Source organism: Blastococcus sp. URHD0036, assembly GCF_000701365.1.
Lineage (GTDB): Bacteria > Actinomycetota > Actinomycetes > Mycobacteriales > Geodermatophilaceae > Trujillonella.
Genome location: NZ_JNIK01000017.1, coordinates 280,320 through 305,314, shown reverse-complemented (window position 1 = coordinate 305,314; position 24,995 = coordinate 280,320). Strand labels below are relative to the sequence as shown.

General features: G+C 75.7%; 23 protein-coding genes. 11 read left to right on the top strand and 12 right to left on the bottom strand.

Annotated features, from left to right (window positions below; translation table 11 throughout):
• Positions 1-186: 186 nt before the first annotated feature.
• On the bottom strand, positions 187-1,185 hold the full coding sequence (locus N555_RS0119805) for a GlxA family transcriptional regulator (RefSeq protein ID WP_029433232.1): 999 nt from the start codon (positions 1,183-1,185) through the stop codon (positions 187-189).
• 95 nt (positions 1,186-1,280) lie between these two features.
• Between N555_RS0119805 and N555_RS0119800 the strand changes: the two genes are divergently transcribed.
• Complete coding sequence (locus tag N555_RS0119800) at positions 1,281-2,624, top strand: MFS transporter (protein ID WP_231503023.1); 1,344 nt, start codon at positions 1,281-1,283, stop codon at positions 2,622-2,624.
• 44 nt (positions 2,625-2,668) lie between these two features.
• On the opposite strand, the gene N555_RS0119795 is transcribed toward N555_RS0119800, so the two are convergent.
• Together N555_RS0119795 and N555_RS0119790 are read right to left on the bottom strand one after the other, a co-directional pair.
• Positions 2,669-4,270 (bottom strand): GMC family oxidoreductase, encoded by a 1,602-nt coding sequence (locus tag N555_RS0119795; protein ID WP_231503022.1) that lies wholly within the window; start codon positions 4,268-4,270, stop codon positions 2,669-2,671.
• A complete protein-coding gene (locus tag N555_RS0119790) occupies positions 4,267-5,805 on the bottom strand; it encodes an aldehyde dehydrogenase family protein (RefSeq protein WP_029433229.1) in 1,539 nt (512 codons plus the stop codon). Before N555_RS0119790 ends, N555_RS0119795 begins: the two co-directional genes overlap by 4 nt.
• Before the next feature lie 78 nt (positions 5,806-5,883).
• Between N555_RS0119790 and N555_RS0119785 the strand changes: the two genes are divergently transcribed.
• Together N555_RS0119785 and N555_RS0119780 are read left to right on the top strand one after the other, a co-directional pair.
• Complete coding sequence (locus N555_RS0119785; protein WP_029433228.1) at positions 5,884-6,486, top strand: TetR/AcrR family transcriptional regulator; 603 nt, start codon at positions 5,884-5,886, stop codon at positions 6,484-6,486.
• A gap of 43 nt (positions 6,487-6,529) precedes the next feature.
• Complete coding sequence (locus N555_RS0119780; protein ID WP_029433227.1) at positions 6,530-7,387, top strand: mycofactocin-coupled SDR family oxidoreductase; 858 nt, start codon at positions 6,530-6,532, stop codon at positions 7,385-7,387.
• Here N555_RS0119780 and ppk2 read toward each other — a convergent pair whose 3' ends face one another.
• Entirely contained in the window at positions 7,388-8,338 is a 951-nt protein-coding gene (gene ppk2, locus N555_RS0119775) for a polyphosphate kinase 2 (RefSeq protein ID WP_231503021.1), read from the bottom strand.
• 57 nt (positions 8,339-8,395) lie between these two features.
• Between ppk2 and N555_RS0119770 the strand changes: the two genes are divergently transcribed.
• Complete coding sequence (locus tag N555_RS0119770) at positions 8,396-11,377, top strand: sacsin N-terminal ATP-binding-like domain-containing protein (RefSeq protein WP_156036464.1); 2,982 nt, start codon at positions 8,396-8,398, stop codon at positions 11,375-11,377.
• A gap of 55 nt (positions 11,378-11,432) precedes the next feature.
• Here the strand turns inward: N555_RS0119770 and N555_RS0119765 are convergent, their stop codons facing one another.
• Together N555_RS0119765 and N555_RS0119760 are read right to left on the bottom strand one after the other, a co-directional pair.
• Positions 11,433-11,798, bottom strand: a complete 366-nt coding sequence (locus tag N555_RS0119765; RefSeq protein WP_029433224.1) for a hypothetical protein — start codon at positions 11,796-11,798, stop codon at positions 11,433-11,435.
• A gap of 189 nt (positions 11,799-11,987) precedes the next feature.
• Positions 11,988-12,290, bottom strand: a complete 303-nt coding sequence (locus tag N555_RS0119760; protein WP_029433223.1) for a hypothetical protein — start codon at positions 12,288-12,290, stop codon at positions 11,988-11,990.
• A gap of 210 nt (positions 12,291-12,500) precedes the next feature.
• Between N555_RS0119760 and N555_RS0119755 the strand changes: the two genes are divergently transcribed.
• The 3 genes from N555_RS0119755 to fabG all read left to right on the top strand — a co-directional run bounded on the left by N555_RS0119755 (position 12,501) and on the right by fabG (position 15,056).
• The gene (locus N555_RS0119755; RefSeq protein WP_051684273.1) at positions 12,501-12,866 is read left to right on the top strand and encodes an STAS domain-containing protein; all 366 of its coding nucleotides are present in this window, start codon (positions 12,501-12,503) and stop codon (positions 12,864-12,866) included.
• Between the two features lie 111 nt (positions 12,867-12,977).
• Complete coding sequence (locus N555_RS0119750; RefSeq protein ID WP_029433221.1) at positions 12,978-14,189, top strand: acetyl-CoA C-acetyltransferase; 1,212 nt, start codon at positions 12,978-12,980, stop codon at positions 14,187-14,189.
• Between the two features lie 105 nt (positions 14,190-14,294).
• Complete coding sequence (gene fabG / locus N555_RS0119745; protein WP_029433220.1) at positions 14,295-15,056, top strand: 3-oxoacyl-ACP reductase FabG; 762 nt, start codon at positions 14,295-14,297, stop codon at positions 15,054-15,056.
• On the opposite strand, the gene N555_RS0119740 is transcribed toward fabG, so the two are convergent.
• Both N555_RS0119740 and N555_RS0119735 read right to left on the bottom strand, forming a co-directional pair.
• Positions 15,053-15,919: a DUF1206 domain-containing protein gene (locus N555_RS0119740; protein WP_029433219.1), complete on the bottom strand. Its 867-nt coding sequence runs from the start codon at positions 15,917-15,919 to the stop codon at positions 15,053-15,055. The genes fabG and N555_RS0119740 overlap by 4 nt on opposite strands.
• 23 nt (positions 15,920-15,942) lie before the next feature.
• Complete coding sequence (locus N555_RS0119735) at positions 15,943-16,779, bottom strand: DUF1206 domain-containing protein (RefSeq protein ID WP_029433218.1); 837 nt, start codon at positions 16,777-16,779, stop codon at positions 15,943-15,945.
• A 137-nt stretch (positions 16,780-16,916) separates the two neighbouring features.
• Here N555_RS0119735 and N555_RS0119730 point away from each other — a divergent pair, with 137 nt between their 5' ends.
• Entirely contained in the window at positions 16,917-17,567 is a 651-nt protein-coding gene (locus tag N555_RS0119730) for a hypothetical protein (protein WP_156036463.1), read from the top strand.
• Positions 17,568-17,576: 9 nt separating this feature from the next.
• Here N555_RS0119730 and N555_RS0119725 read toward each other — a convergent pair whose 3' ends face one another.
• Complete coding sequence (locus tag N555_RS0119725; protein ID WP_029433216.1) at positions 17,577-18,467, bottom strand: LysR family transcriptional regulator; 891 nt, start codon at positions 18,465-18,467, stop codon at positions 17,577-17,579.
• Between the two features lie 70 nt (positions 18,468-18,537).
• Between N555_RS0119725 and N555_RS0119720 the strand changes: the two genes are divergently transcribed.
• Positions 18,538-18,888, top strand: coding sequence for a nuclear transport factor 2 family protein (locus N555_RS0119720; RefSeq protein ID WP_029433215.1), 351 nt, complete (start codon positions 18,538-18,540; stop codon positions 18,886-18,888).
• Between the two features lie 377 nt (positions 18,889-19,265).
• Here N555_RS0119720 and N555_RS0119715 read toward each other — a convergent pair whose 3' ends face one another.
• A complete protein-coding gene (locus N555_RS0119715) occupies positions 19,266-20,483 on the bottom strand; it encodes an HNH endonuclease signature motif containing protein (protein WP_029433214.1) in 1,218 nt (405 codons plus the stop codon).
• A gap of 156 nt (positions 20,484-20,639) precedes the next feature.
• On the opposite strand from N555_RS0119715, the gene N555_RS0119710 reads away from it, so the two are divergent.
• Both N555_RS0119710 and N555_RS0119705 read left to right on the top strand, forming a co-directional pair.
• Positions 20,640-21,869 (top strand): cytochrome P450, encoded by a 1,230-nt coding sequence (locus tag N555_RS0119710; protein WP_029433213.1) that lies wholly within the window; start codon positions 20,640-20,642, stop codon positions 21,867-21,869.
• 121 nt (positions 21,870-21,990) lie between these two features.
• Positions 21,991-22,224 (top strand): hypothetical protein, encoded by a 234-nt coding sequence (locus N555_RS0119705; protein WP_029433212.1) that lies wholly within the window; start codon positions 21,991-21,993, stop codon positions 22,222-22,224.
• A gap of 5 nt (positions 22,225-22,229) precedes the next feature.
• Here the strand turns inward: N555_RS0119705 and N555_RS0119700 are convergent, their stop codons facing one another.
• Entirely contained in the window at positions 22,230-22,892 is a 663-nt protein-coding gene (locus N555_RS0119700) for a response regulator (RefSeq protein ID WP_231503020.1), read from the bottom strand.
• Positions 22,889-24,913, bottom strand: coding sequence for a sensor histidine kinase (locus tag N555_RS0119695; protein ID WP_029433210.1), 2,025 nt, complete (start codon positions 24,911-24,913; stop codon positions 22,889-22,891). Before N555_RS0119695 ends, N555_RS0119700 begins: the two co-directional genes overlap by 4 nt.
• Between the last annotated feature and the right edge of the window lie 82 nt (positions 24,914-24,995).

Sequence of the window (24,995 nt, the reverse complement as noted above, 5' to 3'; positions counted from 1 at the left end):
ACCTGCGGAGAGCAGGGCGGCGCGAACGACTTCAGCGGGACGTCGGACGACCGGGCGCACCTCGGTGGCGCAGCCTCGGCCCGACGTCGCATCCTGCTGCCCCGGTTGGGCGGCGGATCGGCGCCGGATACCCCTACTCAACCAGACGGGGCCGCGAGCGCGTCCCCCGGACGGGGGAGTGTCCGGTCACATGTCGCCGGCGGTCGCGCCGCGGTAGGTGCGCCGGTAGGCGTGCGGGGCGACGCCGATCGCCGCCCTGAGGTGCTGGCGCAGGGACGCCGGCGTGCCGAACCCTGCGTCGGCGGCGACCCGGTCCACCGAGGCGTCGGTGGACTCCAGCAGCTGACGGGCCAGCGCCAGCCGCTGGGCGGCCAGCCAGCGCAGCGGCGAGACGCCGGTCTCCTCGCGGAAGCGCCGGGTGAAGGTCCGGACGCTCATCCGCGCGTGGGCGGCGAGCTCGGCCAGGGTGAGCGGCTCGCCGAGGTGCTCGCCCGCCCAGGCCCGGGTGGCCGCGGTGCCGGCGCCGCCGGGCTCGGGGAGGGGCCGCTCGACGAACTGCGACTGCCCGCCCTCGCGCCACGGGGCGACGACGTTGCGCCGGGCGGCACGGTTGGCGACCTCGCTGCCGTGGTCGCGCCGGACGAGGTGCAGGAGCAGGTCGATGCCCGCGGCGTTGCCGGCGGAGGTGAGCACGTCGCCGTCGTCGACGAACAGCACGCCGGGGTCCAGCCGCACGCCGGGGTAGTGCCGGCGGAAGGCGTCGGCGTGCATCCAGTGCGTGGTGGCGGGCCGGTCGTCGAGCAGCCCGGCGGCGGCGAGCACGAAGGCGCCGGTGCAGATCGACATCAGGCGGGCGCCGCGGGCCGCCGCGTCGCGCAGTGCGGAGCCGAGCTCCTCGGACACCCGGCCCTCGGTCATGGCCGGGCCGCCGTAGACCCCGGGGATGACGACGGTCCGCGCGGTCGCCAGCGCCGTGGCGTCGTGCTCGGGCAGCACGCTGAAGCCGGCCGAGGTGCGGACGGGGCCGCCGTCGAGGGTCGCGACCCGCACGCGGTAGAGCGGGCGCTCGTCGGCGTCGACGGCGGAGCCGAGCAGCCGGTGGGGCAGTCCGAGCTCGAAGGCCACGCAGTTCGGCAGGGCGAGGACGACGACCTCGTGCCGCTCCGGCGCCGGCGTTCCTGTCATGGCCGGACTCGGGCCTGGGGTCATGGCCGGATGTTTGCACATGTTGGCTGTCGGGCCACTCGTCGGACCGCCCCCCGGCGGTCATGCTCTCCGGCGTGACCAGCACCGCCCTGCCCCCGATCGCCCCCGTCCGGGCCTCCCGCCGCATCCACCCCGCGTGGGGGGTCGCCGCGGTCACCTTCCTCGCGCTGGTCGGGGCGGCCGCGTTCCGCGCGGTGCCCGGCGTGCTCATCGACCCCCTGCGCGACGAGTTCGGCTGGTCGGTCTCGACGATCTCCGCCGCGGTCGCGGTGAACATGGCGCTGTACGGGCTCACCGCGCCGTTCGCGGCCGCGCTGATGGAGAAGTTCGGCATCCGCCGGGTGGTGATCTGCGCGCTGCTGCTGGTCGCGCTCGGCAGCGGGCTGACCGTCTTCATGACCGCGAGCTGGCAGCTGGTGCTGCTGTGGGGCGTGCTGGTCGGCCTCGGCGCCGGGTCGATGGCGCTCTCGCTGGTCGCGACCGTGACCGGGCGGTGGTTCGTCGCCCGACGCGGGCTGGTGTCCGGCGTCCTCACCGCCGGTGGCGCGGCCGGGCAGCTGGTCTTCCTGCCGCTGGTCGCTTGGATCGACGGCACCTGGGGCTGGCGCGCGGCATCGCTGGGCACGACCGCCGCGGCGCTGGCCGTCGTCCCGCTGGTGGCGTGGCTGCTGCGCGACCGCCCGCGCGACGTCGGTGCCGTCCCCTACGGCGGGACCGCCGCCGACGACGTCGACCCGGTCCGCTCCGGCGCCGCGCGCACCGCCGTCCAGGGGCTGGTGGCGGCGTCCCGGTCGCGGGTCTTCTGGCTGCTGGCCGGCGGCTTCTTCATCTGCGGGCTGTCGACCAACGGGCTGGTTCAGCCGCACTTCATCCCGGCGGCGCACGACCACGGGATGCCGGTGACCACGGCGGCCGGGCTGCTCGCCGTGGTCGGGGTCTTCGACATCGCCGGCACGATCTTCTCGGGCTGGCTCACCGACCGGGTCGACCCGCGGATGCTGCTGCTGGCCTACTACGGCCTGCGCGGTGCCTCGCTCTTCCTGCTGCCGGCGCTGTTCGGGCCGGACCTGCACGCGAGCATGGTCGTGTTCATCGTCTTCTACGGCCTGGACTGGGTGGCCACCGTGCCGCCCACGCTGGCGCTGTGCCGGGAGAACTTCGGGTCCCGCGCGCCGGTGGTGTTCGGGTGGGTGTTCGCCTCGCACCAGATCGGCTCGGCGTTCGCGGCCTTCGGCGGCGGCGTCATCCGCGACGTCACCGGCTCCTACGATCTGGCCTGGGTGCTGGCCGGCGGACTGTGCCTGGCCGCGGCGCTGATGTCGGTGTCGATCACCCGCGCTATCCCGCCGCCCGCCGCCGTCCCCTCGACCCTGCCGAGCGAGCCGCAGACCGCCGCCGCCGACCAGGCCCACGGCTGAAGCGGAGTGCCGCAGCGCAGGAAACCTGCGCTGTGGCACTCCACTCAGGCGGGGGTGAGGGTGCGGTCGGCGATAAGGTCGGCCGCCCGCTCGGCGATCATGATCGTCGGAGCGTTGGTGTTCCCCCGGACCAGCGTCGGCATGACCGAGGCGTCGACCACCCGCAGCCCCTCGACCCCGTGGACCCGCAGCTGCGGGTCGACGACGGACTGGTCGTCGGTGCCCATCCGGCACGAGGACACCGGGTGGTACAGCGACTCGAGGGTGTCGCGGACCGACTGCCGCAGCGCCTCCCTCGACCGGACGGCGGGCCCGGGCGACCACTCGTCGGCGAGGACGTCGGCCAGCGGCCCGGTCGCGGCGATCTCGCGGGCCTTCTCGACGCCGCACACCAGCGCGTCGAGGTCGCGCTCGTCGGTGAGGTAACCCGCGTCGATGGCCGGCGCCCACGTGGGGTCGGCCGAACGCAGCCGCACCGAGCCCCGCGAGTGAACCCTCACCAGCACGGCCGCGGCGGTGAACGCGTCGACGTCGGGGTCGACCTCCGCCTGGCGCCAGAACTTGACCGGCAGGAAGTGGTACTGCAGGTCCGGGGCGTCGAGGTCCGGCCGGGACCGGGTGAACAGGCCGGCCTCGGCGAGGTTGGAGGTGAGCGGACCGCGGCGGGCGCCGAACCACTTCGCGTACCCCGACGGCGACTCCGCCCGGAACAGCGACTTGCCGTGCCGGGTGTGCCAGATCGTGGGCACCAGCGGGTGGTCCTGCAGACCGCTGCCGACGCCGGGCAGGTCGTGCACCACGTCGACGCCGACGTCGCGCAGATGCCCACCCGGTCCGATCCCCGAGAGCATGAGCAGCTGCGGGGAGTTGGTCGCCCCGCCGGCGAGCACGACCTCGGCGGCCGCGTGCACGCTGTGCAGCTGCCCGCCCCGGCGGTACTCGACGCCGGTGGCCCGGCCGCCGGAGACCAGCACCCGGGTGGTCATCGCTCCCGTCAGCACCGTCAGGTTGGGGCGGTCGATGACCGGGTGCAGGTAGGCGTCGGCCGCCGACCAGCGCCGGCCGCGCTTCTGGGTGAGCTGGTAGAGGCCCACGCCCTCCTGGTCGGCGCCGTTGAAGTCGGCGTTGCGCGGGTACCCGGCGGCCACGGCCGACTCGACCGCCGCTCGCGACCAGGCGTGCGGCGAGCGGGGGTCCTCGACGCGCAGCGGTCCGCCGGCGCCGTGGAAGGCGTCGGCGCCGCGGGAGTTGTCCTCCATCCGGCGGAACAGCGGGAGCACCGACTCGTAGGACCACGACGGGTCGCCGGTCAGCTGCGCCCACTCGTCGTAGTCGGCCGCAGCACCGCGGATGTAGATCATCGCGTTGATCGACGAGGAGCCGCCGAGCAGCTTCCCGCGCGGCCAGAACAGCCGTCGGCCGCCCAGACCCGGCTGCGGCTCGGTCGTGTAGTTCCAGTCCCGCCGGGTGCGCCAGACCTTGTAGAGCGCGGCGGGGATCTGCACCTCGAGGACGTCGTCGGACCCGCCCGCCTCGAGCACCAGCACCCGCAGCGACGGGTCCTCGGTCAGCCGCCCGGCGAGCGCGCAGCCGGCCGACCCGGCCCCGACGACGACGACGTCGTACTCGGCGGTCAGGTTCCTCACCGGTGCCGTCCGTGCACCATGCCCATGACCCGCGCGAGCGCGTCGGTGGCCTGCGCCGGCCGGCCGAAGCTCATGAGGTCGACCGGCAGCGAGAACCGCTTGCGGGTGATCGCCTTGGCGCGGGTGAACTCCTTGAGCCCGTCCTCGCCGTGGATCCGGCCGAAGCCGCTCTCGCCGACGCCGCCGAAGGGCAGTGCCGGCACCGAGGCGAAGGTCAGCACCGAGTTGATCGAGGTCATGCCGCTTCTCATCCGGCGGGCGAGGTCCATCGCCTTCGCCCGCGAGCCGGAGTAGACGGAGCCGGCCAGGCCGTGGGCGTTGGCGTTGGTGAGCTCCAGCGCCTCCTCGGCGTCGCGGACCCGCGTGATGGTGATGGTCGGCCCGAACGTCTCCTCACGGACGGCGGCGGAGTCCTCGGGGGCGTCGACGATCACGGTGGGGGAGACGTAGCGCCCGTCGACCGTCCCGCCGACCAGCACCCGTCCACCCGTGGACGTCGCGTCGGCCAGGTGCCGGCGGACGACGTCGGTCTGCGAGGCCATGGTCATCGGCCCGTAGGCGGCGTCGTCGTCCGAGCCGGGGCGCAGGTCGCGCGCCTGGGCGGTGACCTCGGCGACGAAGCGGTCGTACACGGCGGAGGTGGCGTAGACCCGCTCGATGCCGATGCAGGTCTGCCCGGCGTTGCTCATCGCTCCCCACACGGCGGCGTCGGCGGCGGCGGCCACGTCGGCGTCGTCGTCGACGATCATCGCGTCCTTGCCGCCGAGCTCCATGAGCACGGGGGTCAGCGTCTCGGCGCAGGCGGCCATGACCTTGCGGCCGGTCGGCGCGGAGCCGGTGAAGGCGAGCTTGCCGACGCCGGCACCGCACAGCGCCGCCCCGGTCTCGCCGAACCCGGTGACCACCTGGAGGACGTCGGCGGCGTCGGGGACGGCGGCCCGCCAGGCCGCGGCCAGCCACGCGCCGATGGCAGGGGTGTGCTCCGAGGGCTTGAAGACGACGGCGTTGCCGGCGGCCAGCGAGTAGGCGATGGAGCCCATCGGCGTGAACACCGGGTAGTTCCACGGGCCGATGACGCCGACCACGCCGAGGGGCTGGTACTCCAGGTAGGCGGCGTGGTTGGCGGCCAGCATCCCGGCCGGGACGCGACGCGGGCCGAGCACCTTTTTCGCGTGGTTGCCCGCCCAGGCCAGGTGGTCGATGGCGAGGGTGATCTCGAGGATCGCGTCGGCGTGGGTCTTGCCGTTCTCGCGGTGCACGAGGTCGGCCAGCTCGTGCATCCGCCGGGCCAGATAGCCGCGGTAGGCGGCCAGCCGGGTGCGCCGGCCGTCGAACCCGAGCTCGGCCCAGGCGCGGGCGGCCGGGCGGGCGCGCTCCACGGTCTCGGCGACGGCCGCCGCGTCGTGGACGGGGAAGACCCCCACGACGGCGCCCGTGGCCGGGTCGGTGGACTCGAAGGTCTGGGCGGTGGCGTGCCGGTCGACAGTCCCTGCGGTGGACGCGGTGACGGTGTCCAGCTCATCGGCGAGCGACATGTGCCGCACGTTACCGCCGAAGTTACCGGCGCGTAGGGCCGGCGACCGACCGGCCCGCCCACCCCTAGGCTCCCCGCCGTGCCTGCGAAGCAGCGTGGCCGGCCGCGCAGCCCGCGGGCGCACGAGGCGATCCTCCGCGCGGCCGCCGAGCTGGTGGTCGCCGGAGGCTACGAGCGCCTCACGATGGAGGCCATCGCGGCGCGGGCCGGGGTCGGCAAGCAGACGGTCTACCGCCGGTGGCCGTCGAAGTCCGCGGTCGTCGCCGAGGCCGCGCTGTCGGGCCACCTCGTCCCAGCCGGGCGCGAGCCGGCCGACACCGGCGACGTCGTCACCGATCTGCGCGACTGGCTGCGCGCGGCGGCCGCCTGGCTGGCCGAGCCCGGCGGGGCGGCGGTGATCCGGGCGCTGGCCGCGGCCGCCTCCGACCGGGACACCGACTCCGCCCGCCTGTACGAGCAGTTCACCGGCCCCTTCCACGCGGCGCTGGTCGCCCGGCTCGCGGCGGGGGTCGCCGAGGGCCGGCTGCGGGCCGGCGCCGAGCTGGGGGCGGTGGCCGACGCCCTCGTGGGTGCCCTCCTCTACCGCGCCCTGGCCCACACCGCCCCGATGACCGCCGACGACGCCGACGCGCTCGTCGACGTGCTGCTGTCGGGCCTGGACACCGGCATTCCCGCCGACTAACAATCCGTCGCGTCTCGTAAACGCAGCGGAGCGGAGTCGGACCATGGCGGGCAGCCTGCAGGGCAAGGTCGCGTTCATCACCGGAGCGGCGCGGGGGCAGGGCCGCAGCCACGCCGTCCGGCTGGCACGGGAGGGCGCCGACGTCATCGCCGTGGACATCTGCGCGCAGATGGGGTCCGTGGACTACCCGATGGCGACCGAGGCCGACCTCGCGGAGACCGCGCGGCAGGTCGAGGCCCTCGACCGGCGGGTGGTCACCCGGGTGGCCGACGTCCGGGACCGCGCGCAGCTTGCCACCGCGGTCGACGCGGGCGTCGCCGAGCTGGGGCGGCTCGACGTCGTCGTCGCCAACGCCGGGATCAGTCCGCTGGGCGCGAGCCACGGCTCGCGGGCCTGGTTCGACGCGGTCACCGTCGACCTCGTCGGGGTCATCACCACCGTGGAGGTGGCCTTCGACCACCTCTCCGCCGGCGCCTCCATCATCTGCACCGGCTCGATGGCCGCGATGATGGGCGGCGTGGGTTCCGGCGGTGGTGGCGGCGCGGGCTACGCGTTCGCCAAGCGCGAGGTCGCCCGGTTCGTGCACGACCTGGCCGCCGAGCTGGCCCCGCAGAGCATCCGGGTCAACGCCGTCCACCCCGGCAACATCGACACCCCGATGCTGCAGAACGAGATGATGTACAAGATGTTCCGGCCGGACCTGGAGAACCCGACCCGGGCCGACGCCGAGCCCGGCTTCGCCTCGATGCACAAGATGCCGGTGACCACGCTCGACGCCAACGACATCAGCGAGGCCGTGCTCTTCCTGGCCTCGGACGCCTCCCGCTACGTCACCGGCCTGCAGCTCAAGGTCGAGGCCGGCGCGCTCCTGGGCATGTCGACGTCGGGCGCCCCGGGCTGATCAGCCGGCGGCCGGCTCGGCCTCCAGCGCCTGACGGTCGGCCTCCAGCACGTCGGCGGCGGCGACCACGATCGCCGGGTCCGGCCGGCCGACGACGGCGTCGTCCTTGCCGTCGTAGTCCGACCGGAACAGCAGGAAGCGCATCGCCGCCAGCCGGGCCCGCTTCTTGTCGTTGCTCTTGATCACCGTCCACGGCGCCCACGGGGTGTCGGTGGCGGCGAACATCGCCTCCTTGGCGGCGGTGTAGTCGTCCCACCGGTCCAGGGAGGCCAGGTCGGTGGGGGAGAGCTTCCACTGCCGCACCGGGTCCAGCTGCCGGACGACGAACCGGGTGCGCTGCTCGCGCCGGGAGACCGAGAACCAGAACTTGACCAGCGTGATGCCGCTGTCGACGAGCATCCGCTCGAACTCCGGCGCCTGGCGCATGAACCGCTGGTACTGCTCCTCGGACGCGTAGCCCATCACCCGCTCGACGCCGGCGCGGTTGTACCAGGAGCGGTCGAACAGCACGATCTCGCCGGCGGCCGGCAGGTGGCTGACGTACCGCTGGAAGTACCACTGCGTCTGCTCGCGCTCCGAGGGCTTGTCCAGCGCGACCACCCGCGCGCCGCGCGGGTTGAGGTGCTCGGTGAAGCGCTTGATCGTGCCGCCCTTGCCCGCGGCGTCGCGCCCCTCGAAGACGACGACGACCTGCTGGCCGGTCTCCTTCACCCAGTACTGGAAGCGCAGCAGCTCGATCTGCAGCCGGCGCTTCTCCCGGTCGTACTCCGGGCGGGCCAGCCGCTCGTCGTAGGGGTAGTCCTCCCGCCAGGTCTCGACCCGCCGCCCGTCGGGGCCGTACAGCTCGCCGTCGTCGTCCCAGTCCTCGTCGGAGCCCTCCTCGGGCAGGGCCTGCAGCCGGTACTGCGACAGGTCGAGGGCGGAGGCGAGGGAGGGCGCGGTCGGGGTCACGGGGCAGGCGTACCCGCGCACGGGCGTCGGCCACCTCATCCCGGCATGCTGACCCGCGTGCCCGACCCCTTCGCGACCGCCGAGCTCCGGGAGCGGGTGCTCACCGCGTGGTCGGCCTCGCCCGCCCGGTTCCGCGAGGACGCCAACGCCGAGGAGGACCTGGTCCGCGGCGGCTACCGCGACCGGCTGCTGGTGGAGCTCGCCCAGAACGCCGCCGACGCGGCGGTCCGGGCCGGCGTCCCCGGCCGGCTGCGGCTGGAGCTGACCGACGGACCGGACGGCGAGGTGCTGCGGGCGGCGAACACCGGCGCCCCGCTGGACGCGGCGGGGGTGGAGGGCCTGGCCACCCTGCGCGCCTCGGCCAAGCGGGATCAGCCGGGCAGCGTCGGCCGGTTCGGGGTCGGGTTCGCCGCGGTGCTGGCGGTCTCCGACGAGCCGGCCGTCGTCTCCACCTCCGGCGGGGTGCGGTTCAGCGCGGCCGGGACCCGGGCCGAGGCGCTCACCGTCCCGGTCCTGGCCGAGGAGGTGGCGCGGCGCGACGGCGGCGTGCCGGTGCTGCGGCTGCCGTGGCCGGCCGGCGGGGCGCCCCCGCCCGGCTTCGACACCGAGGTCGTGCTGCCGCTGCGCGCCGGCACCCGGGGGCCGGTGCGGACCGCGCTCGACGCGCTGGCCCCCGAGCTGCTGCTCGCCCTCCCCGGTCTCGCGGAGATCGAGGTGGTCGCCGGCGGACGGCGCACCCTCTCCTGCGCCCGCGACGGCGACACCGCCCGCCTCACCGACGCCGGACGGACGACGACGTGGCGGCTGGCCGAGCGTTCCGGCGAGCTGCCGCCGGACCTGGACCGCGCCGTCGAGGAACGGGATCGGCGCACCTTCACCGTCACCTGGGCGGTGCCGCTGGACGACGACGGGTCGCCGGCGCCCCTGCCCCTCCCGCAGGCGGTGCATGCCCCGACGCCCAGCGACGAGCCGCTGTCGCTGCCGGTGCGGCTCCTCGCGCCCTTCCCGCTCGGTCCGGACCGCCGGCACGTGCTGCCCGGCCCGGTCACGGACGCGCTGGTGGACGCCGCCGCCGACGCCTATGCCGACCTGGTGGGCGGCCTGGCTGACGGGCGGGTGGGGGGAGAAGCGGTCCTGGCGCTCGTGCCGCGGGTCGGGCTGGCCGGCGGTGAGCTCGACGCCGCGCTGGGCACCGCGGTGCTCGGCCGGCTGCGCGCGACCGACTGGCTCCCCGTGGCCGCCGCGCCCGCCGACCGGCAGCCGGCCGACCGGGCCGCGGTGCTCGCCGAGCCGACGCCCGAGCGGGTCGCCGCCCTGGCCGAGGTGGTCCCCGGGCTGCTGCCGGACGCCTGGTCGCGGCGGCCGGCCGCCCCGGCGCTGGCCGCGCTCGGCGTGCGGCGGGTGGACACGGCCGAGGTCGCCGACGCCGTCACCGGCATCGACCGTCCGGCCGCGTGGTGGGCGCAGCTGTACGCGGCGCTCGACGGAGCGCCGCGCGAGGAGCTCGGCGCGCTGCCGGTGCCGCTGGCGGACGGCCGGACGGCGCCCGGGCCGGCGGGCGTCCTGCTGCCCGAGCCCGGCCTGCCGGTGGCGGCACTGGCCCCCCTGCGACTGCGGCTGGCCGATCCGGCAGTGGCGGGCCCGCCCGCGGCCCGGCGGCTGCTCGAACGGCTCGGTGCGCGGCCGGCCACCGCGGCGCAGGTGCTCGCCGACCCGGCCGTGCGGGCCGCCGTCGAGGCGTCGGTCGACGCGGCAGAGGAGATCGACGGCGACCCCGGTCCGCTGGCCGACGCCGTGCTCGCCCTCGTGGCCGCGGCGTCACCCGCGCCCGGCGAGCTGGCGTGGCTGGCGGACCTCGCGCTGCCCGACGCGGCCGGCGGCTGGGCGCCCGCCGGTGAGCTGCTGCTCCCCGGGTCCCCGTTCGCCGAGGTCGTCCAGCCGGGCGCGCTCGGGGTGCTCGACCCCGGGACGGCGACGGCGCACGACCCCGCCGTCCTGCGGGCGGTGGGGGTGCTCGACTCCTTCGCCGTCGTCCGCGCCGAGGATCCCGAGGACCTCGACGTCGACGGGGTCGAGGACTGGCTGGACGCCGTCCTCGACCGGCTGCCGCCGGGGCCGCCGCCGCTGTGGCCGCCGGTGGTCGCCGTCCGAGACCTCGAACTGGTCACCGACTGGGCCCGGGCGCTGCCGATGCTGGCCGCGCTGCCGGCGGAGGCCCGGGCGGACGTGCCGCTCGGCGACACCGTCGTGCCCGGCTACCTGCGGTGGTGGCTGCGCACCCACCCCGTCCTGGGCGGGCGCCGGCCGGACCGGCTGCGGGCCCCCGGCAGCACGGAGTTACAGGGACTGTACGAACCGGCGCAGGCGCCCCCGGACGTGCTGGAGCTGCTCGCGCCGGCGGCGACCGTGGCCGACGTCCTGGCGGATCCGGAGGCCGCGGCCGAGCTGCTCGAGCGGCTCGGGGACCCGGGTCGGACGGTGCGGACCGACGTCCTCCGCACCGTCTACGCGCGCCTGGCGGGAGCGCTGGACGGCCTCGACGTGCCGCCCCCGGTCGGGGTGCGCGTCGCGCCGGATCGGGTGGCCGATCCGCGCCGCGAGCCGGTGCTGGTCCTCGACGTGCCGTGGCTGTACCCACTCGTGACCGCCGCACTGGTGCCGGCCGGGGGTGCGCCGGGCCCGGTCGCCGACCTCCTCGACCTCCCGCTGGCCGGCGAGGAGGTGTCGGCCGCGGTCGACGCCCCCCCGACGCGGGTGCTGCGCTGGGCGGACCTGCCGGGTGCGGCCCTCGCCGCGGCCCGGCTGGGGGTCCCGGAGCTGACCGGGCGGGTGGCGGTGCACGACCGGCTCACCGCCGGGGGCCGCCCGATCCCCTGGTGGCCCGGCGACGACGGGGTCGATCACATCGACGGGAGCCCCGCCGCGCTCGGCCGCGCGCTGGCCTGGCGCGCGGGTGCGTGGCCGCTGCGGCAGGCCCTGGCCGAGGCGTTCGCCGAGCCCGACCGGGCCGACGCCCTGGCCGCGGAGGACGGCGTCTGAGACGCGAGCACCCTCCCGGCTCCTGGAGCCGGGAGGGTGTCCCTCGGTAGCGGGTCTACTGCCAGCGCGGGATGGCGTGCGCGCCGGGCGCGTGGCCGTGGGTGGCCGGCCGGCCGCCACCCCGCCGGCCGCCGGGCCCGCCGGAGGGCACCCGGGCGGTGCCCTGCCAGCAGCGGTGCAGCGAGAGCCAGAGCTCCGGCGTCAGCGCGGACACGCGCGTGGTGGGGGAGAGCCCCACCGAGGCGAGCCAGCGGACCCCGGCGTTGCCGGGCAGCTGGGCGCGGAGCACCGGGCCCAGAGCGGGCGACGGCGCGGACAGCACCGCGTGCACGAGGCGCTCGAAGTCGGCGGTCTCGGCGGCGGGCAGGCCGTCGCGGGCGGCCGTGGCGGCGGGTGGGAGTTCGTGCAGAGGGCGTGACAAGGGGACCTCCCGGGGAGGTGCGCGCCGGTGCCTGGGCAGCCGGCGACGGGGGGATGCGAGGAGCGGGGGACGCGCGGAACGCGACGGCGGGGAGCGGTGCTCGACCCGCGGGAGCTGCCGGGAGGGACTCAGGAGCGCATGGAGGAGACGGTAGGGACGCGGCTCCCGCCGCGTCCACCGGATTTCGAGCTAGCTCTGCTCGCCGGGATCGGTCCGTCCGGCCTGGCGCGCCTGGTGGGCCTCCCACCGCGCGCGGTCGCGGGCGCGGACGTCGGCGTTGCGGACCCACTTCTCCTTGCGCCGCAGGGTGCGGGCCATCTCCCGGTCCTCGTAGGTGGAGTGCTGGTCCCAGTCGGCGGCGAGGACGACGAGGCCCGCCAGAGCGCCCCCGAAGATCGCGACGGCGGCGGCGAGGACGGGGTCGAGGAGGAGGAAGGCGGCTCCCGTGACGGCCGCCCACACCACCACGGCGGGCACCAGGCGCTTGTTCACGACCTCCAGTATCGTCCCGTCGCGGTCGGTGTCCGGCCGGTGTCGGACGGGTGACCAGCGGCGGCCGGCCTTGAAAGCCCGCAGATCCGGCCGTAGCCTGGGTTCCGCGGTTCAACAGTCAGCCGCTGCATCGCAGCCGAGCTCCTCGCCGCGCCGCGCCCCACGAGGGTGACGGTTCTCCGTACGGGCCCGCCCCTCGTTAGGCGTCTCGTGACCGCAACCTGGATCGGCACATCCCCTCCCGAACTCGTCTCGATCACCTCCTCCGGCGACGGCCGCGTCGCCGTCGCCGGTGAGGTCGACTGCTCGACCGCCCCCCGGCTGACCGCCTGCCTCGACTCCGAGCTGGCGTCCGCGCCGGCCGAGCTCGTCATCGACCTCACCGAGGTCTCCTTCCTGGACTCCGCCGGCCTGCACGCCCTCGTCACCGCCCACGCGCACGCCGGCCGGATCGGCGTCCCGATGCGCGTACTCGTCGCCACCCGCGCGGTCCTGCGTCCCATCCAGGTCACCGGCCTGGAGGACCTCCTCGGCGTCGAGCGGGTCCAGCCCGGCGCCGAGACCGGCGCCGCCTGACCCCTCCGAGCACGGCGCCGCGGGTACCCGGCGCCGCGCCGCGGACCGCCCGGTGGACACTCGGGTCGCCGAGGCGACCGACTGCGTCGCCGCAGTCGAGGAGGTCCTCCCGTGCGTGATGCCGTCATCTGTGAGCCCCTGCGGACCCCCGTCGGGGGCTTCGGCGGGTCGTTGCGCGACGTCCCCGTGCAGGACCTCGCCAGCACGGTGGTCCGGGCGCTGATCGAGCGGACCGGCCTGCCGCCGGAGTCGGTGGACGACGTCCTGCTCGGCAACTGCTACCCGACGATGGAGGCCCCGGCGATCGGCCGGGTCGCCGCACTCGACGCCGGCCTGCCGGTCACCGCCTCGGGCCTGCAGATCGACCGGCGCTGCGGTTCCGGCCTGCAGGCGGTCCTCTACGCGGCCATGTCGGTGCAGACCGGGGCCGCGGAGCTCGTGCTGGCCGGCGGCGCGGAGTCGATGAGCAACGCGCCGTTCTACTCGACCGCCATGCGCTGGGGCGTCAAGGCCGGTCCGGGCGTCCTGCTGCAGGACGGCCTGGCCCGCGGCCGGGTCACCGCCGGCGGAGTGAACCACCCGGTGCCCGGCGGGATGATCGAGACCGCCGAGAACCTGCGCGCCGAGTACAAGATCTCCCGTGAGGAGCAGGACGAGTTCGCCGTCCGCTCCCACCAGAAGGCCGCCGCGGCCACCGAGGCCGGCCGGTTCGCCGACGAGATCGTCCCGGTCACCGTGACGGGCCGGAAGGGCGACACCGTCGTCGACCGCGACGAGCACATCCGCCCCGACGCGAGCGTCGAGACCCTCGCCAAGCTGCGGCCGATCATGGGCAAGCAGGACGCGGAGGCCACCGTCACCGCCGGCAACGCCAGCGGCCAGAACGACGGCGCGGCGGTCTGCATCGTCACCTCGCCGGAGAAGGCCGCCGAGCTGGGCCTGCGCCCGCTGGCCCGGCTGGTGTCCTGGGCCGTGGCCGGGGTCCCGCCGAGGACGATGGGCATCGGCCCGGTCCCGGCCACGGCCAAGGCGCTCGCCCAGGCCGACCTGAAGCTCTCCGACGTCGACCTCATCGAGCTCAACGAGGCCTTCGCCAGCCAGGTGCTGGCCTGCACCCGCGAGTGGGGCTTCACCGAGAGCGACTTCGAGCGGATGAACGTCAACGGCTCGGGCATCTCCCTCGGCCACCCCGTCGGCGCGACGGGCGGGCGGATCCTCGCCACGCTGACCCGCGAGATGGCGCGTCGCGAGGCCCGCTACGGCCTGGAGACGATGTGCATCGGTGGCGGCCAGGGTCTTGCGGCGCTGTTCGAGCGCGTCTGACGAAGGGCCCCGCTGCCCCCCACCGCTCGCAAGCTCGCGGCGGGACCCTGCACCGGGGCCCGCTGCGCGTCCATTAGTGTTGTCTTTGAGAGAGAAGGAGCCAGCATGAGCGAGTCCTCCCAGCGCGTCGCCATCGTCACGGGTGCGGCACGGGGCATCGGCGCGGCGACGGCGAAGCGCCTGGCCACGGACGGCTTCGCCGTCGCCGTGGTCGACCTCGACGAGGCGGCCACCAAGGGCACCGTCGAGGCCATCGAGGCCGCCGGCGGCCGCGCCCTGGGCGTGGGGGCCGACGTCAGCGACGCCGAGCAGGTCCAGTCCGCCGTCGACCGGATCGCCGCCGAGCTCGGCCCGCCGCTGGTGCTGGTCAACAACGCCGGCGTGACCCGCGACAACCTGCTGTTCAAGATGACCGAGTCCGACTGGGACGTCGTCATGGCGGTGCACCTGCGCGGGTCGTTCCTCATGTCCCGGGCGGCGCAGAAGCACATGATCGACGCGAAGTGGGGCCGGATCGTCAACCTCTCGTCGACCTCGGCGCTGGGCAACCGCGGCCAGGCGAACTACGCGGCGGCCAAGGCGGGCCTGCAGGGCTTCACCAAGACCCTCGCCATCGAGCTCGGCAAGTTCGGCGTCACCGCCAACTCGATCGCACCGGGCCTCATCGAGACCGAGATGACCCGGGCCACCGCCGAGCGCCTCGGCCGGTCGTGGGACGACTACGCCGCCGAGCGGGCCCAGGCCATCCCGGTGGCGCGCGTCGGCCAGGGCGAGGACATCGCCCACGCCGTCTCGTTCTTCGTCAGCGAGGGCGCCGGCTTCGTGTCCGGTCAGGTGCTCTACGTCGCGGGTGGCCCGAAGGCCTAGCTCGAGGGGTCGCGGTCGGGATACCGCGCGCGGGCCAGGGCGTACAGCCCGAACGCCGCGAACCCGGCCGCGACCGCGCCCAGCAGCCACGGGCCGGCCTCCACCCCCGCGATCGCCGTCATGGCGCCGTCGAGGCCGGTGGCGGTCGAGACGTCGGCCGAGTGCGCGGCCCGCCACAGCAAGACGCCCACGAGGCCGAAGGCCACGCCCTTCGCGAGGTAGCCGATCCGGCCGACCACCTCGATCACGGGCTCCCACCGGTCGGGCGCAGCGGGCAGGTCGATGTCGCGCATGAACCCGCCGGTCACCCCGCGGGACAGCGTGTAGAGCCCGAGTGCCAGCACCGCGACGGCGACCGTCTCGACGGCGAGGGTGCCGCCGGGGATCTCGAGCGCGTCGTCGGTGAGGTCGCGCAGCCGGTCGTCGGCCTCGTAGCCCGCGCCGGCGGCGAACAGCAGCCCGGTGACGCCGAGCGCCGCGTAGACCGTGGCCTTGGCCAGGCACTTCGCGCACACGAACGCCGTCCGCCGCCGGCGTCGGGGATCGAGCAGGCCGCGCCACCACAACAGCACCTCGCCGGCCTGCCACAGCGCCAGCGACAGCAGCCCGAGGCCGATGACCCACAGGAGCACCCGCCCGCCGGGGCCGTCCGCGACCGTCTGCAGCGCGCCGGTCTGGTCGGCGTCGGCCCCGCCCACCCCGGCGGCCAGCCGGACCGCCAGCCAGGCGATGAGCAGGTGCAGCAGTCCGTAGGCGACCAGTCCGGCGCGGGCGAACGCCTCGAGGACGGGGTGGTCGGTGACGTCCCGTGCCCGCTCGACCGCGCCGGTGACGCGATCGAGCAGGGCACGGGCGACGGGCACCCCCCGATCCTGCGGGCCGCCGCTCAGGTGCGCTCGGGGTACCGCGCCCGGATCAGGCAGAAGACACCGAACGCCGCGATGCCCAGCGCCACCAGGGTCAGCAGGAACCGGCCGAACGGTGCGTCGAGCAGGGTGTGCATGGCGCCGTCGAGCCCGCTCGCCTTCTCCGGGTCGAAGGTGACGGCCGCGTAGACCAGCAGCCCGCCGACCAGGGCGAGCGCGACCCCCTTGCCGGGAAAGCCCACGAGGCCGACCCGCTCCACCAGCCGACGGGTCCCGGGCGAGGCGGACCCGAGGTCGATCTGCTTGAGGAACTTCTTCGAGACGCCCTTGTAGACGTGGTAGACCCCGGACCCGACGAGCGCCAGCCCGGCCAGGGCGACCCACCAGCGGCCACCCGGCCAGCCGAAGACGCCGGCGGTCGTCTGCTGCTGTTGCTGGGAGCTGGAGCTGCCCGACCCGGTCGCGAAGCGGATCGCGAGGACGGCGAGGGCGATGTAGACGACCGCCTTGCCGATCGACTTCGCCGTCTTCTGCACCGCCTTCTTCCGCTGGTCGCCGGAGGCCGACAGCCCCTGTCGCCAGCGCAGCACCTCGGCCAGCTGCCAGACCGCCAGCGCGATCATGCCGACGGCGATCAGCCACAGCAGCGGCTTGCCGACGGGGGAGTCGGCGACGGTGGCCATGGCGCCGGACTGGTCGGCCGAGCCGCCGCCCCCACCCCATGCCAGTTGCAGCGCCAGCCACGCGATCAGCAGGTGGACGACGCCGTAGGAGATCAGGCCGACCCGGGCGAGGTTCTCCAGGGTGTCGCTGGAGCCCGCTCGGTCGGCCGCGTTCATCGGTGACCCGACTGTCATCCCGGTACCCCTCATCTCAGGCCCCCGTGTGCGTCGAATCTGGCACAGCGGTGATCGTCACGCCCGCTGGACGCGGCCGGACCATCCGGGCGGGTGGCGGCGCCGCTGCCGGCCGCTCGGTGGGGGACACTGGCTCCGTGGCGAGCGGTACGGCGACGATGACGATGGCGCAGGCGGATCCGGAGGTGGCCCGGCGGGCCTGGCCCCGGTGGCTGGCGCTCGGGGTGGCCCTCGTGGGGGTCGCGGCGGTCGCCGCCTTCTGGAGCGACGGCGGTGCGCGGCTGCTGCTGGGCGCGGTCGGGCTGTTCGGCGCGGTGCGCGGAGCGGTCGTGGTCCGCGACGCCGGCCGGGACGGTGGGGACCGCCGGATGCGCACGGTCGGCATCGGCACGGCCGTGGCAGGCGTCGCCGCGCTGGCGGTCGCCGCGGTGCCCGGGGCGCTGGCCGGCTGGGTGCTGCTGGTCGTCGCTCCGCTCGGGCTCCTCGCCGGATCGCTCGCGCTGCTGTCCCGCGGGCCGGTGGCCCGTCGTGGTGGGGTCATCGCGCTCGTGTGGTCGGCGCTGGTGACGCTGCTGCTCGTCGGCACCGGGTTCGGCGCCGACTGGGAGCGGGCGCGGAACGGCGCGACCTCGGTGGCCGCGATCCTCGTGGCGGTGTTCGGCGTCGTCCTGGTGACCGGGTCCGCCGGGCTGAGGGCCGCGGCGTCCCGCCCGGTGCCGCCGAAGCCGCAGGCCGCCGGGTGCGCCGGCTGCGCCTGCTCCGGCGGGGGCTGCGGCGTCCTGAGCTGAGCGCCGCCGTCAGACCTCGGACGCGCGGCTGACGTGCTCGCGGGCGATGGCCAGCAGCGCCCGCCCGGCGGGTGATGGGGGGCCGGTGGCCCGCCAGGCCAGCTCGATCCGCGAGCGCACGGGCGGTTCGATCCGGAGGACCCGGACCGGGACCGTCGCGGCGGCCGCCATCGACGCGGGCACGAGGCCGGTGCCGAGCCCGCGGGCGGCCAGCCGCAGCACCATGTCCAGCCCGGTCGCCTCGAGGGCGACCGTCGGTGCCGTGCCGGAGCGGGCGCACGCCTCGTCCAGCGCCGTCCGGCCGCCGGTGCCGCGGGGGAGTGCGATCAGCCGTCTCGTGCGCAGCTCGTCGAGCGTCAGGACGTCCCCGCGGTGCGGGTCGTCCGCGGGGACGACGGCGACCTGCTCCTCCTCGTGCAGGACCGCTGTGGCGACGCCGGGCGGCGGAGGTGCGGCGCGGCCGACCCAGGCGAGGTCCAGCGTGCCGTCGGCCAGGCGGTCGAGCAGGCCGGAGCTGGTGCCCTCCTCCAGCGCCACCTCCACCCCGGGGTGGGTGCGGGCGAATGCGGCGAGCAGGTCGGCCAGCACCTCGGAGACGCAGCCGACGACCATGCCGACGACCACCCGACCGGTGAGCAGCCCGGTCAGCTCCCCGGCTGCCGTGCGCACGCCGTCGACGGCGGCCAGGGCCTCCCGGGCGCGGGTGACCACCGCGGCGCCCGCGGACGTCGTCCGGGCGCCGTGCCGTCCCCGCTCGAACAGCGGCAGACCGAGCTCCCGCTCCAGTCGGCGGACCGCAGCGCTCACCGCCGGCTGGGCGACCCGCTCGCGCGCCGCGGCGCCCGTGAAGCTGCCCTCCTCGGCCACGGCGACGACGTAGCGCAGCTGCTGGAGTTCCACAACGTCAGGTTATGCAACGGGTAGTGAGCGCGTCTTGGACTTCTGCCTCGTGGCGGCCGAGGGTGGAGGCATGAGCACGTCCGATCCGGCCACGCTGGCCGATACGTACTTCCGCTCCTGGGTCGCCCGCGACGAGCAGGGCCTGCGCTCGGTGCTGGCACCCGACGCCGACTTCGCCGGCCCCCTGGGCACCGCCGAAGGTGTGGACGCCTGTGTCGCGGGCCTGGTGGGGATGGCCCGCATCCTGGACGACGTCGCCGTGCTGCACCGCTGGATCGACGGGGACGACGTCCTCACCTGGTTCGAGCTGCGGACCACCGTCGCGCCGCCCACCCCCGTGGCCAACTGGATGCACCTGTCCGGTGGGCGGATCGCGCGCATCCGCGTCACCTTCGACCCCCGGGAGATCGTCGCCGCGTGATGCCCGACGGCGTCTGCCTGGACCTGGCCCGCCTCGGCCACCCGCTGCGGTCTCGCTGGCTCGATCGCGCCGGAAGGAGGGTGGCGGTCAGGAACGTGAGGACGGATACGGCGATCAGAGCCGCTGTGCCGATCCGGTCGTCGGCCACCCGCAGGCCGACAGCGGCCACTAGCCCGACCACGAGAGCCGGTAGCGCCCTGGCCCGCACGCCCGACCAGGAGGAGTCGTCCGCCATGGTGCGGACCGTGACCCCGGTGCTCGGCGGTGCACCCTCCCGTGGACCGATGGGAGGACGGGGCGGGCGCGCGCCGGTGCCCCGCGGCCGGGTGTGGCCGCGGGGTGTGGCGTTGTCGGGGTGTGTCAGGTCCGGTGCGGGTTCAGGTCAGGAGCGGAGTCCGGATGAGGATCTCGGTGCCGTCGGGGCGGTAGGTGCGCCATCGCCGGCCGGGTGGGGCGGTGTCGTCGCGTTCGATGCGGTAGCCGTGGTGGACCTTGCCGTGGTGGCGTTCGCACAGCAGCGCGGAGTTCCCGACCGAGGTTCGGCCGCCGTTCATCCACTCGATGATGTGGTGGACGTCGCAGTACCAGCGGGGTGCTTCGCAGCCGGCGAACACGCATTTCTTGTCGCGCAGTTCGACGGCTTTGCGGATGTGGGCGGGGACGACGCGGTGGTCGCGGCCGACGTCGATGGGCAGTCCGTCGGGGTCCAGCACGATCCGGGTGATCGTGGAGTCGCACGCGGCCCAGCGGGCGCGGGCGGCGGAGATGGTGGCGCCGAGACCGGTGGTGGCGGCGCCGGGGCAGGTGGCGGGGTCGACGAGGTCGTCGATGCCGATGGTGACGATCACGTGCGGCTTGACGGTGCGCAGCACCGGGAGCTGCCCGGTGGCCAGCGCGTTGTCAGCGAGCTGGACGAGGGCGTCGCCGTCGCGCTGGGCGCGGCTGCGGGTGTCGCCGGCGCAGCGGCTGGCGGCAGAGGTGGATTCCAGGGCGGTGGCGAGCTTCTGCCCGCCGACGGGGTCGAGGGTGCCGTGCACGGTCCAGGTGCCGTCGGGGTGCTGGACCATCGTGAACGCGCGTTCCTCGGTGGGGTCGGGTTCGGGCCCGTCGGGGTCGAGCTTGGCCAGGTAGTCGGCCACGGCGATGCGCAGGTCCCGGTGGCTGCCGTGGGTGGCGACGAGCAGCAGCGCGGCCTCGACCGAGGCCAGGTCGATGCCCTGGGCGGCGGCCTTGTCCCGGTTCCTGGGCTCGGTGATCGCCGCGATCACCTCGACGGAGTCGGCGTCCAGTTCTCCGTCGGTGAACAGGCCCTCGGTCAGCGGCAGGCAGTCCAGCGCCCGGCCCTGGCCGACGAGCCGCCCGGCGGCCGGGGCCGCCATCCGCAGGTGCCCGCGCAGCCAGGACTGCATCGTCTTCGCGCCGTCGTGCTCGCACGCGGCCCGGACATCGGCACGACGGACGGCACGGGTCAGCGCGGCGGTGATCCGGTTCCGCGCGACGACCAGCTCCCGCACGTGGTCCAGCAGCGGCCCGTCGGAGAGCTCGTCCAGGTCCACGCCGGACAGGGCGTCCAGTGCCGACTGCAGCTCACCCATGACCCCTCCTGACCGCTTCGAATGTGTGTTCGATTCTAACGGATCGGAGCATGGCGACCGAGGCATTTCCCCAGCTCAGCGACCTGTCCACAGATTCCGATGAGCCCTTGACGAACAACCCGTGTCAGGTGGAAGCGCCCTGGGCAGACCGCACCCATGCGCCTGGAGAACTCCCCGCTGCTGTTCGCCAAGGGATACGGCTGGCTGCCCGACGCCCGCCGCGCGCGGGGGCGCCGCACCGTCGGCGTCCGGCTCGGCGGGCTGCCGGCGACCGGCATCGTGGGCACCGACGCGGGCCGCTTCCTCTACGACGAGGCCCACGTGCGCCGGTCGCACGCCCTCCCCGAGCCGGTGCAGGGCACGCTCTTCGGCAAGGGTGCGGTGCACACCCTCGACGGCGACCTGCACCGGATGCGCAAGGCCATGTTCGTCGCCCTGCTCATGGAGGACGGCCCCCAGGGCGGCGGCGCCACCGCCCTCGTCGAGCGCACCGCGCAGGCCTGGGACGACGCGGCAGCCACCTGGGCCGGCCGCGAGATCGTCCTGTTCGACGAGGCGGCCCAGGTGCTGGCGGGGTCCGTGACCCGGTGGGCCGGCATCCCGGTGACCGATGACGAGGTCCCGTCCCTGGCGGCCGACCTGACCGCGATGGTCGACGGCTTCGCCACCGGCGGCCCCCGGCACTGGCGCGCCCGGCGGGCCCGCGGCCGGCGCGAGGCGTGGCTCGCCGCGCTGGTCGACGACGTCCGCGCCGGGAGGCGCAGCGTCCCCACCGGTTCGGCCGTCGACGTCGTCGCCCATCACCGCGACGCAGACGGCGAGCAGTTGGACGGGCACACGGCCGCCGTCGAGCTGCTCAACATCATCCGGCCGACCACCGCCGTCGCCTGGTTCCTCGCCTACTCCGGGCACGCGCTGATCAGCTGGCCGCAGCACCGCGCGCGGCTGGCGGGCGGCGACCCGGCGTACGCGGAGGCCTGGGCGCACGAGGTCCGCCGGTTCTACCCGTTCGCGCCGTTCATCGGGGGCCGCGCACCGCAGGCGACCGAGTGGGACGGCGTCCGGATCCCGGAGAACTCGATGGTGCTGCTCGATCTCTGGGGCACCAACCACGACCCCGAGCTGTGGGGAGACCCCTACGCATTCCGGCCCGAGCGCTTCCTCGACCGCGAGATCGGCGCGTTCGAGTTCGTGCCGCAGGGCGGAGGAGATCCGCGCACCAACCACCGCTGCCCGGGCGAGCAGATCACCGTCGGGCTGCTGGCGGCCCTCGCGCCGCGGCTGGCCCGGCTGGACGCCGAGGCGCCGCAGCAGGACCTGACCATCTCGCTGCGGCGGATCCCGGCCCGCCCGGCGAGCGGCGTGGTGTTGCGGGTGGCGTCGTGACGTGCTGTGGTCGAGGAGGTCACGCAGCGCGAGGGCGCGACCGGCGCGCCCTCCGCGGTCGTGGCCGGTCGCACACATGTGCGGGAACGTGGTCGCGACGACCGCACGAGGAGGTGCCGCGATGACCCGATGGATCGCTCCGCTGGGAGCAGCCGTGTCGCTGCTCCTCCTCTTCGTCGGTCTGCTGCGGGCCGAGACCGACCGGGCGACGACGGCCGGGGTGTCGATGGTCCTCTGGGGCGTCGTCGGCCTCGTGCTCTCCGGCGCCGCCGTGGGTCTCGCCGAGTACGCGGCGGCCCACCGGCCGGCGGACCGGACACCCGCGCGCCGCGCCCCGGCGGCCCGCACCCGCTGAACCGCTCAGCTCGCGGGCGCGGGGCCCAGGCCGGCGTCGCGGGCCAGCGCCACGGCCTCGGCCCGGCTGGCCGCGTGCAGCTTCGCGAGGACGTCGGACACCCGGTTGCGGACCGTCTTCTCCGACAGGTACAGCCGCGCGGCGATCGCCGCGTTGGGGAGCCCGTGCGCGACCAGGTCGAGCACCTCGCGCTCGCGGTCGGTGAGCTCCGGGAACGGGACGGCGGCCGCGCGCGCCCGCGACGAGGCGAAGAACGCCAGCACCCGGTCGGCGATCCGCGGGCCGAACACCGCCTCGGACCGGGCCGCGGCGCGCACCGCCCGGGCGATGTCGCCGGCCTCGGACTCCTTCAGCAGGTAGCCGCGGGCGCCGGCGCGCAGGGCCGCGAACACGGAGTCGTCGTCGTCGCTCATGGTCAGCACGACCACCGACGTCTCCGGCTGCGCCGCGGCGATCCGTGCGGTCGCCGGCACCCCGCCGATGCCCGGCATCCGCAGGTCCATCAGCACGACGTCGGGGCGTAGCCGGGCGGCCTCGGCCACGGCGGCCTCGCCGTCGGCGGCGGTGCCCACGACCTCGAGGTCCGCCTCGTCGCCGAGGGCGTCGGCGACACCGTCCCGGTACACGGGGTGGTCGTCGACGACGAGCACGCGGATGGGGCGGGTCACGAGGTGGCCAACGGGAGGCGGGTGCGCACGGTCGTCCCTTCGCCGGGAGCGGTCTCGATCTCCAGCGTGCCGCCGAGCTCGGCGGCACGCTCACGCATGCTGGTCGACCCCACGCCCGGCACCGCGCCGGGGTCGATCCCGGCGCCGTCGTCGCTGACCTCGACCAGCAGGTCGTCGCCCTCGACGGCCAGGCAGACCCGGCAGCCGGCCGCGCCCGCATGGCGGACGGCGTTCGCGACGGCCTCGGTCGCGATCCGGTAGGCGGCCACCTCGACCGCGGCGCGCAGCGGGGGGAGTTCGGCGGCGACCACCGTGACGGGCGCGTCGCCGGGGCCGCCCGACGCGGCCATCCGGTACGCGGCGACGTGCTCCCGCAGCGCCCCGACCAGGCCCAGCTCGTCCAGGGCGGGGGGCCGGAGGTCGTCGACGGCGCGGCGCACGGCCGCCACCGTCCGGCGCATCTGGTCGCGCAGCCGGCCGGCGAGGGCCGCGGCGTCGTCGGACCCGGCGAGCTGTCCGGCCAGCCGCTCCAGCTGCAGCGCCATGCCGGCCAGTTCCGGTCCGACGCCGTCGTGCAGGTCGTTGCGCAGCCGGCGGCGTTCCTCCTCGCGGCTGACCACGATCCGCTCGCGGCTGACCTGGAGGTCGGCCACCAGCCCCGCCGCCCACACCAGCACGGCGGCCCGGCGGGCGACGTCGTCGAACGCGGCCCGCTCGGTGCGGCGCCAGTGCTCGCCGGGGGAGCGGTGGCAGATCCGCAGCTCGCCGACGCCGGTGCCGAGGGCGGTGAGCGGCAGCACCTCGACGTCCATCTCCGGTGGCGCGCCGGCCGACACGACCGGCCCCAGGCGGGGATCGGCCGGGACGACGGCCACCCGCGGCAGCCGCAGCGCCCGCGCGACCTCGTCCACCAGCGCCTGCAGGGCGTCGACCGGGCCGCCGGCCAGGTCCAGCGAGCTGCCCACGCGGCTGGCGACGGCCAGCGGGTCCCGGCGCTCGCCGTACAGGAGCCGGTCGACCCCGCGCTGCGCCCGCTCCCAGCCCGCGGCGGCTCCCAGGGCGGCCACCGCGGCGGCGGCCACCGCGATCCGGCGCTCGCCGGCGCCGAACTCGCCGACCAGGGCGACGACGACCGCGTAGGCGACGAGCAGCAGGGCGGAGAGCAGGGTGAAGACGACGGCGCGGCCCACCACCTGACCCACGTCGAACAGCCCGAGCCGCAGCACGGCGATCCCCACGCTCACCGGCACCGCGGCGAACCCGACGGCGAAGACGGCGTCCGTGACCGGGGTGCTGCCCAGGACGAGGGTCGCGAGCGTCGACAGCACGAGGGTGGTGGCGCCCAGCACCAGCCACTGCAGCCGGGTCCGCTCCACCCCGCGCGACCGGCGCATGCGCAGCACCAGGGCGAGCACCCCGGCGGGGGCGCCCAGCACGAAGATCACCGTGCTGCCGGCCGCGAGGACGTACTCCGGGAGCTCCGTGGAGGTGACCGACAGCGGGTTGTCCAGCGCGTCGGTGAGGTCCGAGTGCCCGCGCACCATCGTGGCCAGCACCGTGACGGCCACGACGGTGGTGAGCACCCCGGCGAACGGCCGCCACCGCGGCGAGGGCAGGACGCCGGTGGGGAAGTAGAGCGGCACGAGGGCCAGGACGACGAAGTAGGGGGTGAACCCCCAGGCCGTCAGCCAGATCGCGGCGCCGGCGAGCGGCCCGGACCAGCCGTGCTCCAGCGCCGGGCCCTGCGCGAACTGCCCGGCCAGGAGGTAGGGACCGAACACGGCGGTGGTCAGCAGCAGCCACCCCACCCGGTTGCCCGGCTGGCGGCGCAGGACCAGTGCGGCGACCGGCGGGTAGAGCAGGCCCATCACGGCGTCCGCGCCGTAGACGGGGGTGCCGCCGAACCAGGCCCCGACGGCGACGGCGGCCAGGGTGCACAGCACGCCGGTCAGCGCGAGGAGCCCCGGCAGCCGGGAGCGGGTCCCGGCGGCGGGGGTGCGGACGACGGTCGGGCCCGGCACGGGGGACATGGTGCCGCGCCGACGTCCCGGAGGGGAGGGACGCAGACCCCCCGGAACCGGGCGGCCGCCCGCCCGGGGGCCG